Here is a 17,955-nt window from a genome sequence, read left to right on the forward strand (position 1 = left end):
TATCGCGCATCGACCGGCGTGGCACCGCGCCCGTTCGGCGGCCACGCGTCGGCGGTCGCCGGGCGTGGGATCCCTCGGTGGATGCGGCGGGTCGGTCGTTCGGTGGATGCCAAACGGGACGCAGGACGCCCGCAACGGACATAGCCAGCATCGACGCCGATCAACGCTGTGAATGTCGGGACTCTTCCGGCCCGGCTGGCGGAAAGGTGACATCGAAACCGGCCTGGCGGCCCCTTGCCGATGTCCGATCGCCTTCGGCATCGTTGCCCGCGAGCATCGTGAAGTTCTTTCGCGACGAATCTGGCGATACCGGACCGAAGAGTGGGTACATGGCACGCAGACCGAGTGTTTCCATCCTCGTCGCCAATCTTCCCGCCGAGCGTGACCGCCGGGTGATCCGGGAGTGCCTCTCCCTGGAGGCCGCCGGCTTCGACGTGACGGTGATCGCACCACGGGGCGACAGGAGCCTGAAGATCCTGCCCGGCAGCCGGGGGACGCGGCTGCGCCCGTACCCGGTGAAGATCCTGGGTTCCGGGCCGGTCACGTTCGCGATCGAGTTCGGCTGGTCGTTCCTGTGCGTGGCGGTCCGCCTGCTCGGCGAGCTCCTGCGCGGCCGGGCCCAGGCGGTGCAGGTCTGCAACCCGCCCGACGTCTACTGGCCGCTGGCGCTGCTGATCCGGGCGATCGGCCGGCCGTGGGTGTTCGACCACCACGACCTGTGCCCCGAGGTCTACGCGACCCGGTCCAACGGATCGCCGAACAAGGTGATGTTCCGCACGCTCGTGGGCCTGGAGTGGCTGACGTTGCGGACGGCGTCGCACGTGTTCGCCACCAACGAGTCGTTCAAGGAGAACGCGGTGCGGCGCGGCGTGCGTCCGGGCAAGGTGACGGTGGTGCGCAACGGTCCCGCGGCGAACGAGATCGCGCCGGTCGAACCGGTCGCGAGCGAGGAGCACCGCATCGTCTACCTCGGCGTCATCGGTCCGCAGGACAACGTCGAGGGCGTCGTCGAAGCCGCGGAGGCGTTGCGGCAGCGGCGTCCGGCGCGCGACTGGCGGGTCGTGATCGCCGGTGACGGTGAGCAGATGCCGGTGCTCACCGCGATGGTCGCCGACCGCGGCCTCGGCGACGTGGTGGAGTTCGCCGGCTGGCTCGACGGCCCGGCCGTCGACGACCTGCTCCGCTCGGCCACCGTGGCCATCCAGCCCGACCTGCCGACGCGCATGAACGACCTGTCCACGATGGCCAAGACCGTCGAGTACCTGGGCCGGGGCGTGCCGGTGGTGGCGGCCGACCTCACCGAGACCCGCCGCAGCGCCGCCGACGCGGCCGTGTACGTGCCGACCGGTTCCGGCGCGGAGTTCGCCGACGCGATCGATGAGCTGCTCGACGACCCGGAGCACCGCGCACAGATGCGCAAGGAGGGGCTGGCCCGGTTCGCCGAGATGCTGTCGTGGGACCACCAGGCCCGCTCGTACATCGCGATCTGGAAGACGTTGCTGGGGAAGAAGTTGCGGAAGTCCACTGTGGAGATTCCCCGCCAGCGCGGGGCCGCCGATCGGGCCTCCGTCGGGGCCGACCGGTGACCAGTGTCGTCATCGCCGCCCACAACGAGGCGGCCGTGATCGGCCGGTGCCTCGACGCGCTGCTGGCCGACCCGCCATCCGGCCCGTTCGACGTCACCGTGGTCGCCAACGGCTGCACCGACGCCACGGTGGCGGTCGCGGCGACGCGTCCGGGCGTTCGCGTGCTGTCGCTGCCCGAGCCGGGCAAGGCGGGCGCGCTCAACGCCGGCGACGAGGTCGCGGTCGGCTTCCCCCGCCTGTACCTGGACGCCGACATCGTCCTCACGCCCGGGTCGGTGCCTGCGCTCGTCGCCGCCGTGGAGGCGGGCCTGCTCGCCGCCGCACCCGGCCGCGCGCTCGACACCGCGGGCCGGCCGCTGCCGGTCCGCGCCTATTACGCGATCAACCGCCGGCTGCCGGCGTTCCGCGACGCGCTCTACGGCCGCGGTGCGATCGTCCTCTCCGAGCGCGGCCGCGCCCGGTTCGACGCGTTCCCGGCGCTGCACGCCGACGACCTGTTCCTCGACTCGCTGTTCGAGGTCGGCGAGAAGCGCGAGGTCGCCGGCGCGACGGCGAGGGTGGCCACCCCGCGCCGCACCGCCGACCTGATCCGGCGTCTGGTCCGCGTCCGCGCGGGAAACGCCGCGATGCGGACCGCGGGCATGTCCGGCGGCCCGGCCGTGCGGCCGTCGCGGCGGTCGTCCTGGCTGCGGGACGTGGTGCTGCGGCGGCCGTGGCTGGCCCCGGCCGGTGCGATCTACGCCGCGATCACGCTGATCGCCGAGCGGCGCTCCCGCGGCGCCACCGACTGGGGACGCGACGAGTCGAGTAGGACCGTGAATGCCTGAGAGCGTCATCAACATCTGCTTCCACGGGATCGGCACGCCCGGCCGCGAGCTGGAGCCCGGCGAGAGCCGGTACTGGATCGGCGTCGACACGTTCCACCGCGTGCTCGACGACCTCGCCACTGCGGCCGATTTGTCGCCGAGGGAGGCGACCTGGCCGGCCGTGCGGATCAGCTTCGACGACGGCAACGCGTCCGACCTCGAGATCGGCCTGCCCGGCCTGCAGGCCCGCGGCCTGTCCGCCGACTTCTTCGTGCTCGCCGGCCGGCTGGGCGCCCCCGGTTCGCTCGACGAGCCGGCGGTGAAGGAACTCGTGGCGGCCGGGATGACCGTGGGCACCCACGGCATGAACCACATCCCGTGGCGCGGTCTCGACCCCGCCACCAACCAGGCCGAACTGGTCGACGCCCGGGCCCGGATCGCGTCCGTCACCGGCACCCCGGTCGACGCCGCCGCCTGCCCGCTCGGCCGCTACGACCGCCGCCTGCTGGGCGACCTGCGCCGGTTCGGCTACCGCCGCGTCTACACGTCCGATCGCCGGGCCGCGAACCCGAACGCGTGGATCCAGCCCCGGTTCAGCATCCGGGCCGAGGACACCGCGGAGTCGTTCCGCGCACAGGCCACCGCCGTCCCCGCCCTCTCGACCCGGGCGAAGGACGCCGCCAAGGGCCTCGTGAAGCGCTGGCGCTAGTCGGCGAGGAGTTCGGCGGCGATCCGGCGGCCGATCAGCAGGGACGCGGTGGCGGCCGGCGAGGGCGCGTTCAACACGTGCAGCACCGGCCCCTCGCGGCGCAACAGGAAGTCGTCGACCAGTTTGCCGTCGGCGCCGACCGCCTGGGCCCGGACCCCGGCCGGTGCCCGCTGCATGTCGCTCGCCTGGATGTCGGGCAGCATCCGGCGCACCGCCGCGACGAACGAGCGGCCCACCAGCGAGCGCACCATCTCGCCCGCGCCGACCTTGCCGTACCGGCGGGCCAGCCGCCACGAGCCCTTGAACGCCATCGAGTCGGCCAGGTCGCGCACCGAGACGTTGGTCCACCGGTAGCCCTCGCGGGCCAGTGCCGGCACCGCGTTCGGGCCGATGTGCACGTGACCGTCGATGCCGCGGGTGAGGTGCACGCCGAGGAACGGCAGTTCCGGGTCGGGCACCGGGTACACCAGGCCGCGGACCAGATCGGACCGCGACGGGATCAGTTCCCGGTACTCGCCGCGGAACGGCACGATGCGTACCTTCGGATCGGTGCCGGACAGCCGCGCCAACCGGTCGGACTGCAGGCCGGCACACACCGCGGCCCGGTGCGCCACCAGGGTGTCGCGGGTGGTGCGCAGGAGCACCTCGCCGTCACCGTGATAGATGCCGCGGACCGCCTCGCCGAGCCGGATCACACCGCCGTCGGCCTCGATGAGGCGTCGCAGCGCCGCCGCCACCAACGAGTAGTCGACGCGGCCGGTGGAGTCGACGACGAGCGCGGCGACGGCGCGCAACGACGGCTCCCGCTCCTCGACCTCGCCGGGCTCGGCCCGCCGCACCGGAACGCCGTTGGCCTTGCCCCGTTCCAGCAGCCGCTCCAGTGCCGGCAGCTCACCCGGCCGGGTGGCGACGACGAGCTTGCCCGGCACGTCGAAGGGAATGTCATGTGACGCGCAGAAGCGCTTCATCTCCTCGGCGCCCCGCACGGCGAGATCGGCCTTCAACGACCCCGGTGCGTAGTACAGCCCGGAGTGGATGACGCCGGAGTTGCGTCCCGTCTGGTGGGTGGCGAGCGCGGTCTCCTTCTCGACCACGACGACCGGCCGGTCGGGGTCGCGTTCCTGGAGCGCCCGCGCGGTGGCCAGCCCGACGATGCCGCCACCGACGACGACATTGGGCAACGGTGCCATCAGGCGGCCGCCGCGATGCTCAGCGGGCCCGGCCGTTCGCGGAACCTGCGCCGGCTCAGCAGCGCCCGCGTCGCCCGCCGGCTCGGCTCGCTACCGAGCGCCGCCCGGCTCGCCTCGCGCAGCAGCACCATCGCCCAGAAGACGCCGGTGGCGACGGCGTTGTGCCGGCGCCGGTAGAGCCGCACCCGGTTGAGCGTCATCAGCGCCCACAGCGGCGGGTTGGTGGCCGCGTCGCCCTCCAGGTGACGGGCGTTGGCGTGCGGCGTGTACATCATCGTGAACCCGAGGTCGCGGGCCCGCAGCGCGTACTCGGTCTCCTCGGAGTACAGGAAGAACGTCTCGTCCCAGCCGCCGCAGGCGTCCCAGCAGGCCTTGTCGATCAGCATGATCGAGCCCTCGGCCCAGTCGACGGTGGTGACGCCGGTGTAGCGGCCGCGGTCGGTGACGGACTCGCCGAGCAGGGCGAACCGGCTCGTCCGCTTGCCGCCGAGCACGGCGTCGCCGAACGCGCGGAGGATCGTCGGATCGCGCCGCAGGCTCGGGGAGAAGTCACCGTTCGCGCGCACGATCTTCGGGACGGCGATGCCGGCCCCGCGGCGTCTCAACAGCGTCAGGAGCTCGGGGACGCAGTCGGCGGCGAGCCGGATGTCGGGATTGAGGACGAGCACCGCGTCGAACGGCCCCGCCTTTTCGGCAGCCGCCGCCACGGCGGCGTTGATGCCCGCGGCGTAGCCGGCGTTGCGACCCGTCTCCACCACGTGAGCGTACGGGGCGTACCGGCGCACCGCCTCGACCGACCCGTCGCGCGAGGCGTTGTCGGCGACCGTGAGGTGCCAGTTGAGTCCGCGTAGCCCCGGTGCGAGCGAGGCGACCAGGTCTTCGATGAGGGCGGCGCTGTTGTACGTGACCACCACCACGGCGATGGTCTCCGGCTCACCGGTCACTGGACGCCCTTCTCTCGCGTAACACCCGCCCATTCTCCGCGTGGCCTGTGAAGGCGTCTGTCGGAAAGCTGCCGGTCCTTGTCGACTAACGGGCGCTTCGGTCAACCCGAACGTAGCGCAGAGATTCATCACGCCCGCCGGTAGATTCGCATCCGATGGCCGTTCGAGTCACCCCGATCACCGGCGCCGACGTGAACGCGGTCGCCGGATTCCTGCATTCCGAACTCAACCAGCGGGTACCGGCCGCCGCGTGGGCACGCGCGGTCGACGTGCCGTGGAAGGTCGACGCTCCGAACCACGGGTTCATGCTGGTCACCGAGACCGGTGAGGTCGTTGGTGCGTACCTCGCGTTCTACTCCGAGCGGACCGTCGACGGGCAGGTCGAGCGGTTCTGCAATCTCGGCGCGTGGTGCGTGCGTGAGGAGCACCGCTTCCACAGTCTCCGCCTGCTGAAGGCGTTGCTGGCGCAGGACGGATACCACTTCACCGACCTGTCACCCAGCGGCAACGTGGTACCGATCAACAGCCGGCTGAAGTTCGAGTTCCTCGACACCGCCGCCGCGCTCGTGCCGAACCTCCCGTGGCCGGGGCTCCCGTTCCGGGTGACGAGCAACCCCGCGGTGATCGCGCGCACGCTGCGCGGGCGCGACCGCGAGATCTACGACGACCACCGCGACACCGCCGCGGCGAAACACGTGCTGCTGCGCGCCGGAGCCGAGCACTGCTACGTCGTGTTCCGGAAGGACCGGCGCAAGGGGCTGCCGCTGTTCGCGTCGGTGCTCCACGTGAGCAACCCCGCGGTGTTCCGGAAGACGGCGCGCGCGTTCACCCGTCACCTACTGCTGCGGTACGGCATTCCGGCGACGTTCATGGAGCAGCGGGTCACCGGGCACCGGCCGTGGCCGGCGAGGCCGCTGAAGTCTCCGCGCCGCAAGATGTTCCGCAGCGAAAAGCTGGCCCACGACCAGATCGACTACCTGTACAGCGAACTCGTCAGCCTCGGTTGGTAAAGGAACTCGATGCGAACCCAACTGCACCACCTCGTGTCCGAGGCTGCCGTCACCCGTGGTGACGCGCCGGCGGTCACGGTCAAAGACACCACGCGCACCTACGCGCAACTGTGGGCGGAGACCGTCGCGGTGGGTGCCGGGTTACGCCGGCTCGGTCTGAACACGGAGGACCGGGTCGCGGTCTACCTCGACAAGCGCGTGGAGACGGTCACCGCGATCTTCGGTGCCTCCGCCGCGGGCGGTGTGTTCGTTCCCGTGAACCCGTTGCTGCGGGCGCGCCAGGTGGCGTTCATTCTCGCCGACTGTGACGTCAAGGTGCTCGTCACCAGCCCCGAGCGGCTGGCGATGCTGAAGACGGAGCTGGCCGACTGCAAGGCGCTCGAGCACGTCGTGGTGATCGGCGAGAAGCCGGAAGTCGAGGCCCACTACCGGGTGTCGACGTGGGGCGACCTCATCGCCGGGCCGGAACAGCCGCCGGTCGACGGCATCGATCTCTCCATGGCGGCGATTCTCTACACCTCGGGCAGCACCGGCACGCCGAAGGGTGTGGTGCTCTCGCACCGGAACCTCATCGTCGGCGCCGAGAGCGTGAGCGGCTACATCGGCAACACGCCGGACGACGTGATCGTCGCCCTGCTACCGCTGAGCTTCGACGCCGGGTTCAGCCAGCTCACCACCGCGTTCAGCGTCGGCGCGCACGTGGTGCTGGTGAACTACCTCACGCCGGCCGACGTGCTCAACCAGTGCGCGAAGCACGGGGTCACCGGGCTCACCTGCGTGCCGCCGCTGTGGATCCAGCTCGCCGACCTCACCTGGCCGGCCGAGACCGCCGGCCGGATCCGGTACTTCGCCAACACCGGCGGCCGGATGCCGAGGTCCACATTGGACAAACTGCGGGCGCACTTCACGAACGCCAAGCCGTTCCTGATGTACGGGCTCACCGAGGCGTTCCGCTCCACCTACCTCGACCCGGCCGAGGTCGACCGCCGGCCCGACTCGATCGGCAAGGCCATCCCCGACGCCGAGATCCTCGTGGTGCGCGACGACGGCTCGATCTGCGACCCGCACGAGCCCGGTGAACTCGTGCACCGCGGCGCGCTCGTGTCGCTCGGGTACTGGAACGACCCGGAGCGCACCGCGGAACGCTTCCGTCCCGCGCCCGGCCGCCCGGCCGGCGTCATGGTCACCGAGTTGGCCGTGTTCTCCGGCGACGTCGTCAAGCGCGACGAAGAGGGATTCCTGTACTTCGTGAGCCGCAAAGACGAGATGATCAAGACGAGCGGGTACCGGGTGAGCCCCACCGAGATCGAGGAAGTGGTCTACGAGACCGGCCTGGTGCGCGACGCCGTCGCGCTGGGCGTCGACGACGAGCGGCTGGGGCAGCACATCGTGGTGATCGTCGCGGGTTCCAAGGAAGGCGGGACGGTCGACGCCGGCGTGCTGCTCAAGGACCTCCGCAAGCGGCTGCCGCTGTACATGGTCCCCAAGCGCGTCGTCGTGAAGGACGAGATCCCGCGCTCGCCCAACGGCAAGTTCGACCGGACGCTGCTGCGCCAGGAGTTGGCCACATGAGTGAGAACATGCTGAAGGTCGGCGGGATCCCGCTCGACCGGCTCGCCGAGCGGGTCGGCTCGACGCCGTTCTTCGCCTACGACCGCGCCCTCATCACCGAGCGCGTCAGGTTGCTGAAGGCCAAGCTGCCCAACGACATCAGCCTCGGCTACGCCATCAAGGCCAACCCGATGCCGGCCGTGGTGCAGCACCTCGCCGGGCTGGTCGACGCGTTCGACGTCGCCTCCGCGCTGGAGCTGCGGGTCGCGCTCGACACACCGATGCGGCCGCACAACGTCAGCTTCGCCGGCCCCGGCAAGCGGGAGGCCGAACTGAGCCAGGCGATCGCCGCCGGCATCACCGTCGAGCTGGAGTCGGAGACCGAGGCGCGCCGGGTCATGAAGGCCGGCGAGCGCCTGGGCATCCGCCCGCGCGTGGCGATCCGCGTGAACCCCGACTTCGCGGTCAAGGGGTCGGGCATGCGGATGGGTGGCGGGCCGCAGCAGTTCGGCATCGACGCCGAGCGCGTCCCCGAGGTTCTGAAAGAGCTCGCCGAAAGCGGCCTGGACCTGCTCGGTTTCCACATCTTCGCGGGTTCGCAGAACCTGCGGGCCGACATCCTGTGCCAGGCCCAGCAGCAGACCGTCGAGCTCGCGCTGCGGCTGGCCGAGCACTCGCCGGAACCCGTGCGGTACCTCAACATCGGCGGCGGGTTCGGTATCCCGTACCACGAGAAGGACAGCCCGCTCGACCTCGACCCGATCGCGGCCAACCTCGACGAACTGCTGCGCACCAGGATCAAGCCGAACCTGCCCGACGCCAAGGTGCAGGTCGAGCTCGGCCGGTACCTCGTCGGCGAGGCCGGTGTCTACGTGACGCGCGTGGTCGACCGCAAGGAGTCCCGCGGCAAGGTGTTCCTGGTGGTCGACGGCGGCATGCACCACCAACTCGCCGCGTCCGGCAACTTCGGCCAGGTGATTCGACGCAACTACCCGCTGGTCGTGGGCAACCGCATGGCCGAGGAGCCGGTGGGGGAGGCGTCCGTGGTGGGGTGTCTCTGCACGCCGCTCGATCTGCTGGGCGACAATTTGTCACTGCCGGCCGCGGACATCGGCGATCTCGTCGTACTGTTCCAGGCCGGGGCGTACGGTCTCACCGCGAGCCCGACAGCGTTCCTGAGCCACCCGGCGCCCGCCGAGGTGCTGGTGTGAAGGGGAGTTCCGTGGAGCAGAGCACCGACGTCACCGGTGAGGTCAAGGCCGTGCTGGTGGAGACGCTCGGCGTCGAAGACCGCGCGGCGACCATCGACGCGTCGACGCCGCTGCTGGGCAGCCTGCCGGAACTCGACTCGATGGCCGTTTTGGAACTGGTGGCGGCCCTGGAGCAGCGGTTCGGGATCACGGTCGACGACGACGACGTCACCGCGGAGGTCTTCGAGACGCTGGGCAGCCTGACGGTCTTCGTCCAGGAGAAGCTCGCGTAGGACTACAACCCGAACAGCTGGTTCACGCCGGTCACGGTGAGCACGCGGTGCACCATCGGCCGCGGGTGGCTGATCGTGATGCGGCACCCGGTCGGCTCCGCTTCCGCGCGGCACGCCATGAGCGCGTTGATGCCCGACGAGTCCATGAACGTGACCTCGGCGAGGTTCACGTCGATGTGTAGCGGGCGCTCCTGGCGTAACACGGTGGACAGGGTGTGGCTGAACGCGTGCACCGTGGTCATGTCCACCTCGCCGTGCCCGGTGACGGATACGGCGCGGCCCGGTCGTTGAACGACCTGGACCAGAAGGTACGGCCAATCGGCCGGGAGATTCGTCATTGAAGGGCCTCCTTGGGGGGATCTGGTCCGTGTGGCCGTGGGCGCGAGTGCGAACCCCGGCGCCGGAAGGCAAAACCCCAATGGAGTAGAGCGTCACCAACTCGACTTGGTCGTGTGTTCCTCACCCGACCGTACGCCCCTCCCCGTCGTGAACACCAGCCAATCGACTCGTCCGAGCTGTTGCCGGATCGTTGCTTAGTCAAGTTGCTGGGTTCCCGGCGCGCCGGTAATGCTGGCGTGGTACCTCCCGTAGAGCCGTAAGAATCCCGACATCTCGGAAGGACAAAAGCCGATGAACCGCACCCTCAGGGTGGTGGCCACCGCGGCGATCACGGTCGCCGGCATCGCCCTCGTTCCGGCAACTCCCGCCTCCGCGCACGGCAAGCCCGGCTCGTTCCCGACCACGATCACGCTGCCGGTCGGCTTCCGGCCCGAGGGCATCACCACCGGCCCCGGTCCGTTCGCCTACCTCGGCTCGCTCGCCAACGGGTCCATCTACAAGGTCGACCTGGCCACCGGCGAGGGGACGACGATCAGCCCCGGCGGCGGCCCGACCGCCCCGTCGGTCGGCCTGAAGTCAGACCAGCGCGGCCGCCTCTACGTCGCCGGCGGTGGCGCAGGTACCGGCCGGGTGATCGACGCCCGCACCGGCGCCGTGCTGAACACCTACCAGTTCACGACCGCGACGCCCACGTTCGTCAACGACGTGGTGCTCACGCCCGACGCCGCGTACTTCACCGACTCGCGCCGCCCGGTGCTCTACAAGGTGCGGATCCGCCACGGCAAGCCGGCCGCCACGGCCGAGACCATCGACGTCGTCGGCATGCCGGTGGACCCGACGGTCAACAATGCCAACGGCATCGCCCGCACACCCGACGGCCGCGCGCTGCTCGTCATTCAGTCGACGCCGGGCGCGCTGTGGCGGGTCGACCCGCGCACCGGCGCCGCCACCAAGCTCGACATCCCGGTGGAGTCGCTGGTCAACGGCGACGGCCTGCTCCTCGACGGCCGCACGCTGTACGTGGTGCAGAACCGGCTGAACCGGATCACCGTGATCAAGCTCAACCGGTCGGGCACGGCCGGCACCGTTTCCGGCACGATCACCGATCCGGGCTTCGACGTGCCGACCACGGTCGCGTCGTTCGGCAACCGGCTCTACCTGCCGAACGCCCGGTTCGGCATTCCGGCTCCGGAAACCGCCACGTTCACGGTGGTCGCCGTCCGCCGCTGACTCACGCCGGTGACAACACAGGGGGACGCGCATGCGCGCGTCCCCCTGCTCTGTACCGGATAAGGTCACTTCTTCGCGGTGAGCTTTCCGCCGTCCGGGGCGGCCAGCCACCAGGCGCCGTTCTGTCCCTGCGCCTTCCACGTGCCGGCCTCGTCCTTCACGTGGGTGTAGACCGGCTGCCGGTTGAGCGTGAGTTGCCAGGTGCCGTCCCTGCGCTGCACCTTGCCGACGAGCTTGCGGGCGATGCCCTCGAAGGCCAGGTCGTCCGAGTACGGGTACGCGGTGAAGTTCTCCGCGCAGGCGTCGTAGCAGGTCGACGTGCCGGGAGCGTCCTTGTCCCACCGGTACAGCGGCAGGTCCGCGGCGGTGGTCACGATCGCGCCGATCGTCGCCTGGACGGCCTTGACCAGGGGACGGGCCGCCGGCGCCGGCGCGGTTCCGGCCTGGGCGTCGCCGGCGGCCCCGTCATCCGCGGGTGCGGCGTCGGCCGCGGCTTCGTTGCTCTTGGACTCGGGCGTCAGGTCGAGGGCGCTGCACGCCGACAGGGCGAGCAGCGCCGAGATGGTCAGGGCGATTGTGTATATGGTCTTTCGCATCGGGTCTCCTTGGGCTTTGCCGGTGTCCACGGCCGGAGCACCCCGCCGGGTTCGGATCTTGGCCGTCGCGAAGCCGACACGCCGCCCGATGAACCAAGATGAAGCGCATGACTGCTGAAGCGCCCGCTGTGCCCAACCCGCTGGAGCCCGTCGACGAGACCTGGCAGCGCGGCCTGGCCATCGTGGCCCACCCCGACGACCTGGAGTTCGGTGCCGCCGCCGCGATCGCCCGGTGGACCGCGCAGGGCAAGGAGATCATCTACTGCCTGCTCACCAGCGGCGAGGCGGGCATCGACGGCCTCGACCCGGCGGAGGCCGGCCCGCTGCGGGAGGAGGAGCAGCGTGAGTCGGCGCGGATCGTCGGGGTGTCCCAGGTCGACTTCCTCGGGCTGCCCGACGGGGTGCTCGAGTACGGCGTCCCGCTGCGCCGCGAGATCACCCGGGTGATCCGGAAGTACCGGCCGGAGATCGTCATCACCGGCAGCTTCCGGGACAGCTGGGACCCCGACGGCCAGAACCTCAACATGTCCGACCACATCGTCACCGGCCGCGCCGTGCTCGACGCCGCCCGCGACGCCGGCAACCGCTGGGTGTTCCGCGAGCAGATCGAGTCGGAGGGCCTGGAGCGCTGGGGCGGGGTCGCCCAGGTGTGGGCGGCCGGGTCGTGGCGGGCGAAGCACGGCGTCGACACGACCGCGACGTTCGAACGGGGCGTCCAGTCACTGGAGGCGCACGCCGCCTACCTGCGCGGCCTCGGCTCCGGCGACTTCGACGCGGAGGAGTTCCTGGAGGGCTTCGCGCGCCAGGTCGGCACCCGTCTGGGCGTCAAGTACGGTGCGATCTTCGAGGTGTTCAAGCTGGGGCTGCTCTAGCTACCGCCCACGGTTGCGCGGGTGGTCGCGGGCCTGCCGTTCGTTGCCGCGCCGGTAGTTGCCCGTCCAGCGGGCCATGACCTCCTGCTCGTCCTCCTCGACCTCGGCGAGGAACTCAGCGGCCCGGCCGCCACGCAGCGTGGTGGCGGGGCGACCGTGATGGGTGATGAGCACCGATCCGTCGCCCCGCACCGTGTAATCGAACCCGTTCGGTGCCGGCACGCCGCCGATCCTGCCGCGTCACCCGCCGGCGCCGCGACGGGTTTACAGGCGGTCGTAGGCGTCCTTGGCCTCCCTGAGGCCCAGCCCGGTGCGCTGGCGGATCAGCTTGATCGCCTCGATCGCCTTGCCCTCGCGCTTCAACCAGCGGGCCTGGTCGAGGACGTCCTCCTGCGCCACGAACGGCGCATTCGGCAGGTGGGCCAACCGCAGGTGGCCGGTGCGCTCGACCTCCTCGACCAGGTCCTTGGCCTCCTTGAGGCCCAGCCGGACGTGCTGACGCACCAACTTGATCGCCAGAATCTTTTTGCGCTGCTCCAGGAGCCGGATCACCTCGAACTCCAGCTCACGGGAGTCGATCGATTCCTTCATGCCCGCCGGCGCGATCGCCGGGCGCCCGGTCGCCTCGGTGACGAACAGCTCCCCGCCCCGACCGCGGCGCATGAACATGGAGCGCAGCAGCACCAGCGCGACCAGCACCAGGATCACGATCAGCAGCACTTTCCACATGCCGGCCACCGTAGCCGTTCGGCGTTGCCGTTCACACGGTCTTACAAGCGGGCGATGCTCGCCTGCAGCACGTCGAGGCCGACCGAACCCAGGTTCAGCGCGTCACGGTGGAAGCTCTTCAGGTCGAAGTCGGCACCCTTGCGGTTCTTCGCCTCGTCGCGGGCGGCCAGCCAGATGCGCTCGCCGACCTTGTACGACGGGGCCTGGCCCGGCCAGCCGAGGTACCGGTTGAGCTCGAACCGCAGCGTCTCGTCGGGCGTGCGGCAGTGCGCCCGCATGAACTCCCAGCCCAGCCGCGGCGTCCACGTCTCGCCCGGGTGGAAGCCGAACGGGTTGTCGCGCGGGACCTGCAGTTCCAGGTGCATGCCGAGGTCGACGATCACCCGCGCGGCCCGGAACGCCTGGCTGTCGAGCATGCCCAGCTTGTCGCCGGGGTCGGCGAGGTAGCCGAGTTCGTCCATCAGCCGTTCGGCGTACAGCGCCCAGCCCTCGCCGTGGCCGGACACCCAGCACAGCAGCCGCTGCCACCGGTTGAGCAGTTCCGACCGGTACGCCGTCTGGGCCACCTGGAGGTGATGGCCCGGCACGCCCTCGTGGTAGACGGTGGTGACCTCGCGCCACGTGGAGAACGTGTTGATGCCGAGCGGCACCGCCCACCACATCTGGCCCGGGCGGCTGAAGTCCTCGCTCGGGCCGGTGTAGTAGATCGCGCCGTCCGACGTCGGCGCGATGCAGCACTCGATGCGCCGCACCGGCTCGGGGATGTCGAAGTGGGTGCCGTGCAGCTCGTCGATCGCCTGGTCGGCGAGCTCCTGCATCCAGCGGCGGAACGCGTCCTTGCCCTCGATGTTGCGGGCCGGCTCGGCGTCGAGCGCGGCGACGGCCTCGTCGACCGTGCCGCCGGGCACGATCTTGTCGGCGACGGTGCGCATCTCCGACTCGAGCCGCGCCAGTTCGTCGAACGCCCACTCGTAGGTCTCGTGCAGGTCGATCGCCGCGCCGAGGAAGTTCCGCGACGCCAGGCGGTAGGCGTCGATGCCGACGGCCTGGTTCTCCTTGCCGTGCGGCGCCAGGTCGGTGCGCAGGAACTCGGCGATGTCGCCGGTTGCCTCGCGGGCCAGGGCGGCACCGCGGTCGAGGTCGGCGACGAGACCCGCGGACAGGCCCGGGTTCGCCGTGGTGACCCGCTGGACGAGCAGCGGGTAGAAGTTGTCGCCGGCCTCGTCGGTCCAGATGTCGCACTGCTTGGCGACCTCGATCATCTGGTGCCGGGCCACGACGTCGCCGGCCTGCGCGGCGAGCAGCAGCGTGTTCTTCCACTCGGCCAGGGCGGCCGGCGCGGCGGCCAGGCGGGCGGCGATGTTGGCCGCGGCCTCCTCGCCGGCCAGCGGCATCAGGTCGAAGATGCTGCGGACCGCGTGCAGCGGGCTGGAGATGACGTTCAGCTCGCTGGTGGTCATGCCGGCGTCGTTCAGTTCGAGGGCCAACCCGAGGCGCTCCTGCATGGCCTCCTTGGCCACCCGCTCGCGCTCGTCGGTGGGTTCGACGGCACCCAGTTCGGCCAGTGTGCGCCGATCGAGTTCGGCCCGTGCGGCGAACCCGTCGGGCGAGAGATCGCTCAGCTTGTCGTCGTATCCGGCGATCCCGATGTAGGTCGCCCCGATGGGCTCCAGCGCCGCCCACTGGTCGACGTACCGGTCCGCGATCTCATCAATTGGTCCCACGTCGCGACCATACTTGACGATCGGCAGCAACGCCTTCGGAGTTCACCCTCCCTCATGCCCGCGCGTCCAGGCCAGCAGATCGTCGAGTGACCAGGTATTGACGATGCGCTCCGGCGGCACCGCGCATGCGATCGCCCGTTCACATCCGAACCGCTGCCAGTCGAGCTGACCGGGTGCGTGCGCGTCGGTGTCGATCGTGAACCGGCAGCCGGCCTCCAGCGCCTTGCGGAGCAGCCGCTTCGGCGGGTCGAGCCGCTCCGGCCGGCTGTTGATCTCGATCGCCTTGTCGTGCCCGGCCGCCGTGGCGAACACCGCGTCGGCGTCGAACGTGCTCTCCGCGCGTCCGTTGCCGCCGCCCCGGCGGCCCCGCTCGCCCCCGCGCCCGCCACGCTTCTCCTTCTCCTTCGCCGCGGCCTCCGGGTCCGGCGGCGCGGCCGACGTCGCCGGCTGCTCCGACCGGGGCAGCAGCCGGCCGGTGCAGTGGCCGAGGATGTCGAGGTGCGGGTTCTCCAGAGCCTTCACCATGCGGCGGGTCATCACGGCCGCGTCGTCCTTGAGTCCACTGTGGACCGATCCGACGACGACGTCGAGCCGGGCCAGCAGTTCGTCCTCCTGGTCGAGGCCGCCGTCGGCGAGGATGTCGACCTCGATGCCCGTCAGCAGCCGGAACGGCCGCTCCAACGGCACGCCCGCCAGGCCGTCGTTGATCGCGGCCACCACGTCGAGTTGCTTGCGCAGCCGGTCGGCGTCGAGGCCGCGGGCCACGGTGAGCCGGGGCGAGTGGTCGGTGAGCACCAGGTACTCGTGGCCGAGCTCGATGGCGGCGGCCACCATCTCCTCGATCGGCGACCCGCCGTCGGACCAGTCGGAGTGGCTGTGGCAGTCGCCCTTGAGCGCGGCCCGCAGCGCGGCGGTCGCCTCGTCGAGGTCGGTGCCGGCGGTGTCGACCAGGCGCCGCAGGTACACCGGCTCCTCGCCGGCGAGCGACTCCACCACGCACCGGGCGGTGACCGCACCGACACCCGCGATCTGCGTCAGGGTTCCGGCGGCGGCCCGGGCGGCGATCTCCTCCGTCGGGACGCTCGCCAGCGAGGTCGCCGCACCACGGAACGCCCGCACGCGGTAGGTGGCCTCATGCGCCCGTTCCAGCAGGAATGCGATGCGGCGCAGGTCGGCGACGGGATCACGGTTGGCCATGGTTACGGACCTTAGTACCGTTGGCCCGTGCGGACGATCGACTGGGTCGACGGGGCGGTCGAGATCATCGACCAGACGGCGCTACCGACGGTGCTGCGGATGCTGCGGCTGTCCACAGTGGAGGAACTGGTCGACGCCGTGCGACGGCTCGCCGTTCGGGGGGCGCCCGCGCTCGGTGTGGCCGGTGCGATGGGTGTGGCGCTCGCCGCGGCGTCCGGCGGAAGCGTGGCGCGCACCGCTCAGCTCGTCCACGTCATTGAAACCGCGCGCCCGACGGCGGTGAACCTCGCGCGTGGCGCCCGGCGGGCGGCGGCGCAGCTCCCGCACGGGTTCGACGCGGTTCTCGCGGAGGCGCTGGCGGTGCGCGACGAGGAGATCGCGTCGTCGGTGGCGATGGCCAAGCGCGGGGCCGACCTGTTCGCGGAGCTGTGCGGGCCGAATCCGCGACTGTTGACGCACTGCAACACCGGCGGGCTGGCGTGCGTCACCGGCGGCACCGCGCTCGGTGTGGTGGTGGAGTTGCACCGGCGCGGCGCGCTCGGCGGTGTGATCGCGAGCGAGACGCGGCCGCTGTTGCAGGGCGCACGCCTCACGGCGTGGGAGCTCTCGCAGGCGGGGATCCCGTTCCGGGTGGCGGTCGACGGCGCCGGGCCGTTCCTGATGGCGCGGGGCGAGGTCGACGCGGTGGTGCTCGGCGCCGACCGGGTGTGCGCCAACGGCGACGTGGTGAACAAGATCGGCACGTACGCGCATGCGTTGGGAGCAAAGGCCGCCGGCATCCCGTTCGTGGTGGTGGCGCCGGAGTCCACTGTGGACAATGACACGCCCACCGGCGCCGCGGTCGAGATCGAGGACCGCGACGGGGCCGAGGTCGCCGGCGACCTGCCGGCGGTGAATCCGGCCTTCGACGTCACGCCGCACGAGTTGGTGACCGCGGTAGTCACCGATCAGCGGGTATTGCGGTTCAACTGACCGGGCGCACGGCGGTGACCGTACGCCGATCCGTTGCCACACCGGTGATCCAGCCGCCGGACCGGCCGAGTTCGCGCAACGCGGCGGCGTCGACGGTGAACTTCTCCGGCTCGCCCGCGGTCGGCGGCCAGGCGAGCCGTGCCGTCGCGCCGGGCGCGAGCCACGGTTCCAGCGCCGCGATCGGATCGGACCCGTCGAGCGCCGCGCGGGCCGCCTGCAGGTCGGCGATCACCGCGTCGAGCGTCGCCTTCGTGGCGGCCGCGTTGCCGCCGCACATGGCGGCCGTCAACGCCGGCCGGCTCGCCGCCACGCGGGTTCCGTCGCGGAACGATCCGGCGCCGAGCGTCAACGCCAGCGGGTCGTTCGCCGCGTGACCCGCCAGGGCCGCGGCCAGTAGATGGGGGACGTGCGAGATCGCGGCCACCGCACGGTCGTGCTCCGCGGCCGTCGACGGCACGACGCGTACGCCGAGTCCTTCGCTCAGGAGTGCCGCCAGACGCACCCAGTCACCCACGGAGGTCTGCTCCTCCAGGCACAGCACCCACGCGCAGCCCTTGAACAGCGCCGCGTCGGACGCCGGGAACCCCGACGACTCCCGCCCGGCCATCGGATGCCCCGGAACGAACCCGGCCAGCGCCTGCCCGACGGTGTGCAGGTGCTTCGCCGCGAGGTCGACGATCGCACCCTTCACCGACGTCACATCGGTGACCAGCCCGCTGAAGCCCGACGCCGCGAGTGCGTCGAACACACCAGATACAGCGGGTAGCGGAACCGCTACTACAACGATGTCTGCGTTGGCTGCTGCATCGGGAATCGACGCCGTCACCTGCCAGCGTGCGTTCTCCGGTGCTTTCGCCGCTGCCGTGCGTGCGGTGGCGCGGGTGGTCGGGTTGGTGTCGAAGCCCAGGGCATGGTGACCCGCGGCGGCCAACCCACGGACCAATGACCCACCGATGAGGCCCAACCCGATAACGCTGACCCGCTCCCGCACGTTGCGAACTGTGCCACGTTTCCGTG

Annotated in this window: 19 protein-coding genes and 1 pseudogene; 10 read left to right on the forward strand and 10 right to left on the reverse strand. The window is 71.0% G+C overall.

Annotation, left to right across the window (positions count from 1 at the left end; translation table 11 throughout):
• Positions 1–329 precede the first annotated feature (329 nt).
• Genes Vau01_RS36800 through Vau01_RS36810 form a run of 3 tightly spaced genes read left to right on the forward strand, consistent with a single transcriptional unit; the run spans position 330 to position 3,101 of the window.
• Positions 330–1,586 (forward strand): glycosyltransferase family 4 protein, encoded by a 1,257-nt coding sequence (locus tag Vau01_RS36800; RefSeq protein WP_204003158.1) that lies wholly within the window; start codon positions 330–332, stop codon positions 1,584–1,586.
• Positions 1,583–2,413, forward strand: coding sequence for a glycosyltransferase (locus tag Vau01_RS36805; protein ID WP_204003159.1), 831 nt, complete (start codon positions 1,583–1,585; stop codon positions 2,411–2,413). The genes Vau01_RS36800 and Vau01_RS36805 overlap by 4 nt, the downstream gene beginning before the upstream one ends.
• Positions 2,406–3,101: a polysaccharide deacetylase family protein gene (locus tag Vau01_RS36810; RefSeq protein ID WP_204003160.1), complete on the forward strand. Its 696-nt coding sequence runs from the start codon at positions 2,406–2,408 to the stop codon at positions 3,099–3,101. The genes Vau01_RS36805 and Vau01_RS36810 overlap by 8 nt, the downstream gene beginning before the upstream one ends.
• Here the strand turns inward: Vau01_RS36810 and lhgD are convergent.
• On the reverse strand, positions 3,098–4,291 hold the full coding sequence (gene lhgD / locus Vau01_RS36815; RefSeq protein ID WP_204003163.1) for an L-2-hydroxyglutarate dehydrogenase: 1,194 nt from the start codon (positions 4,289–4,291) through the stop codon (positions 3,098–3,100). The two genes, Vau01_RS36810 and lhgD, sit on opposite strands and share 4 nt — an antisense overlap.
• The gene (locus Vau01_RS36820; RefSeq protein WP_239152157.1) at positions 4,291–5,235 is read right to left on the reverse strand and encodes a glycosyltransferase; all 945 of its coding nucleotides are present in this window, start codon (positions 5,233–5,235) and stop codon (positions 4,291–4,293) included. Before Vau01_RS36820 ends, lhgD begins: the two co-directional genes overlap by 1 nt.
• 155 nt (positions 5,236–5,390) lie before the next feature.
• Between Vau01_RS36820 and Vau01_RS36825 the strand changes: the two genes are divergently transcribed.
• From Vau01_RS36825 to Vau01_RS36840, 4 genes are read left to right on the forward strand one after another with little or no spacing between them, the layout of a single operon-like run.
• Entirely contained in the window at positions 5,391–6,245 is an 855-nt protein-coding gene (locus tag Vau01_RS36825) for a hypothetical protein (RefSeq protein WP_204003169.1), read from the forward strand.
• A gap of 9 nt (positions 6,246–6,254) precedes the next feature.
• A complete protein-coding gene (locus Vau01_RS36830; RefSeq protein WP_204003184.1) occupies positions 6,255–7,817 on the forward strand; it encodes an acyl-CoA ligase (AMP-forming), exosortase A system-associated in 1,563 nt (520 codons plus the stop codon).
• Complete coding sequence (locus tag Vau01_RS36835; RefSeq protein WP_239152158.1) at positions 7,814–9,007, forward strand: pyridoxal-dependent decarboxylase, exosortase A system-associated; 1,194 nt, start codon at positions 7,814–7,816, stop codon at positions 9,005–9,007. The genes Vau01_RS36830 and Vau01_RS36835 overlap by 4 nt, the downstream gene beginning before the upstream one ends.
• Positions 9,004–9,279: an acyl carrier protein gene (locus tag Vau01_RS36840; RefSeq protein WP_204003187.1), complete on the forward strand. Its 276-nt coding sequence runs from the start codon at positions 9,004–9,006 to the stop codon at positions 9,277–9,279. Before Vau01_RS36835 ends, Vau01_RS36840 begins: the two co-directional genes overlap by 4 nt.
• A gap of 2 nt (positions 9,280–9,281) precedes the next feature.
• Here Vau01_RS36840 and Vau01_RS36845 read toward each other — a convergent pair whose 3' ends face one another.
• Positions 9,282–9,617, reverse strand: a complete 336-nt coding sequence (locus tag Vau01_RS36845) for an STAS domain-containing protein (protein WP_204003190.1) — start codon at positions 9,615–9,617, stop codon at positions 9,282–9,284.
• Between the two features lie 292 nt (positions 9,618–9,909).
• Between Vau01_RS36845 and Vau01_RS36850 the strand changes: the two genes are divergently transcribed.
• Positions 9,910–10,848, forward strand: a complete 939-nt coding sequence (locus Vau01_RS36850; RefSeq protein ID WP_204003193.1) for an SMP-30/gluconolactonase/LRE family protein — start codon at positions 9,910–9,912, stop codon at positions 10,846–10,848.
• 65 nt (positions 10,849–10,913) lie between these two features.
• Here the strand turns inward: Vau01_RS36850 and Vau01_RS36855 are convergent, their stop codons facing one another.
• Positions 10,914–11,444, reverse strand: coding sequence for a COG4315 family predicted lipoprotein (locus tag Vau01_RS36855; protein WP_204003194.1), 531 nt, complete (start codon positions 11,442–11,444; stop codon positions 10,914–10,916).
• Between the two features lie 107 nt (positions 11,445–11,551).
• Here Vau01_RS36855 and Vau01_RS36860 point away from each other — a divergent pair, with 107 nt between their 5' ends.
• Complete coding sequence (locus Vau01_RS36860; protein ID WP_204003198.1) at positions 11,552–12,316, forward strand: PIG-L deacetylase family protein; 765 nt, start codon at positions 11,552–11,554, stop codon at positions 12,314–12,316.
• Here Vau01_RS36860 and Vau01_RS36865 read toward each other — a convergent pair whose 3' ends face one another.
• The 4 genes from Vau01_RS36865 to Vau01_RS36880 are packed head-to-tail and all read right to left on the reverse strand — an operon-like array spanning position 12,317 to position 15,966.
• Positions 12,317–12,538, reverse strand: coding sequence for a hypothetical protein (locus tag Vau01_RS36865; protein ID WP_204003199.1), 222 nt, complete (start codon positions 12,536–12,538; stop codon positions 12,317–12,319).
• Between the two features lie 42 nt (positions 12,539–12,580).
• On the reverse strand, positions 12,581–13,045 hold the full coding sequence (locus tag Vau01_RS36870; RefSeq protein WP_204003208.1) for a ribosomal protein L7/L12: 465 nt from the start codon (positions 13,043–13,045) through the stop codon (positions 12,581–12,583).
• 41 nt (positions 13,046–13,086) lie between these two features.
• Positions 13,087–14,769, reverse strand: coding sequence for a DUF885 domain-containing protein (locus Vau01_RS36875; RefSeq protein ID WP_204003210.1), 1,683 nt, complete (start codon positions 14,767–14,769; stop codon positions 13,087–13,089).
• A gap of 42 nt (positions 14,770–14,811) precedes the next feature.
• On the reverse strand, positions 14,812–15,966 hold the full coding sequence (locus tag Vau01_RS36880) for a PHP domain-containing protein (RefSeq protein WP_204003223.1): 1,155 nt from the start codon (positions 15,964–15,966) through the stop codon (positions 14,812–14,814).
• Positions 15,967–15,993: 27 nt separating this feature from the next.
• On the opposite strand from Vau01_RS36880, the gene mtnA reads away from it, so the two are divergent.
• Complete coding sequence (gene mtnA, locus Vau01_RS36885) at positions 15,994–16,938, forward strand: S-methyl-5-thioribose-1-phosphate isomerase (protein WP_204003237.1); 945 nt, start codon at positions 15,994–15,996, stop codon at positions 16,936–16,938.
• Here the strand turns inward: mtnA and Vau01_RS65395 are convergent.
• Positions 16,931–17,395, reverse strand: coding sequence for a prephenate dehydrogenase dimerization domain-containing protein (locus tag Vau01_RS65395; protein WP_373320362.1), 465 nt, complete (start codon positions 17,393–17,395; stop codon positions 16,931–16,933). The two genes, mtnA and Vau01_RS65395, sit on opposite strands and share 8 nt — an antisense overlap.
• Positions 17,396–17,404: 9 nt before the next feature.
• Positions 17,405–17,938 (reverse strand): annotated as a pseudogene (locus Vau01_RS65400) (prephenate dehydrogenase/arogenate dehydrogenase family protein); the annotation flags it as partial.
• Positions 17,939–17,955: the final 17 nt, after the last annotated feature.

Origin of the sequence: Virgisporangium aurantiacum (genome assembly GCF_016863635.1) — a bacterium.
In the GTDB taxonomy this organism is placed as follows: Bacteria; Actinomycetota; Actinomycetes; order Mycobacteriales; family Micromonosporaceae; genus Virgisporangium; species Virgisporangium aurantiacum.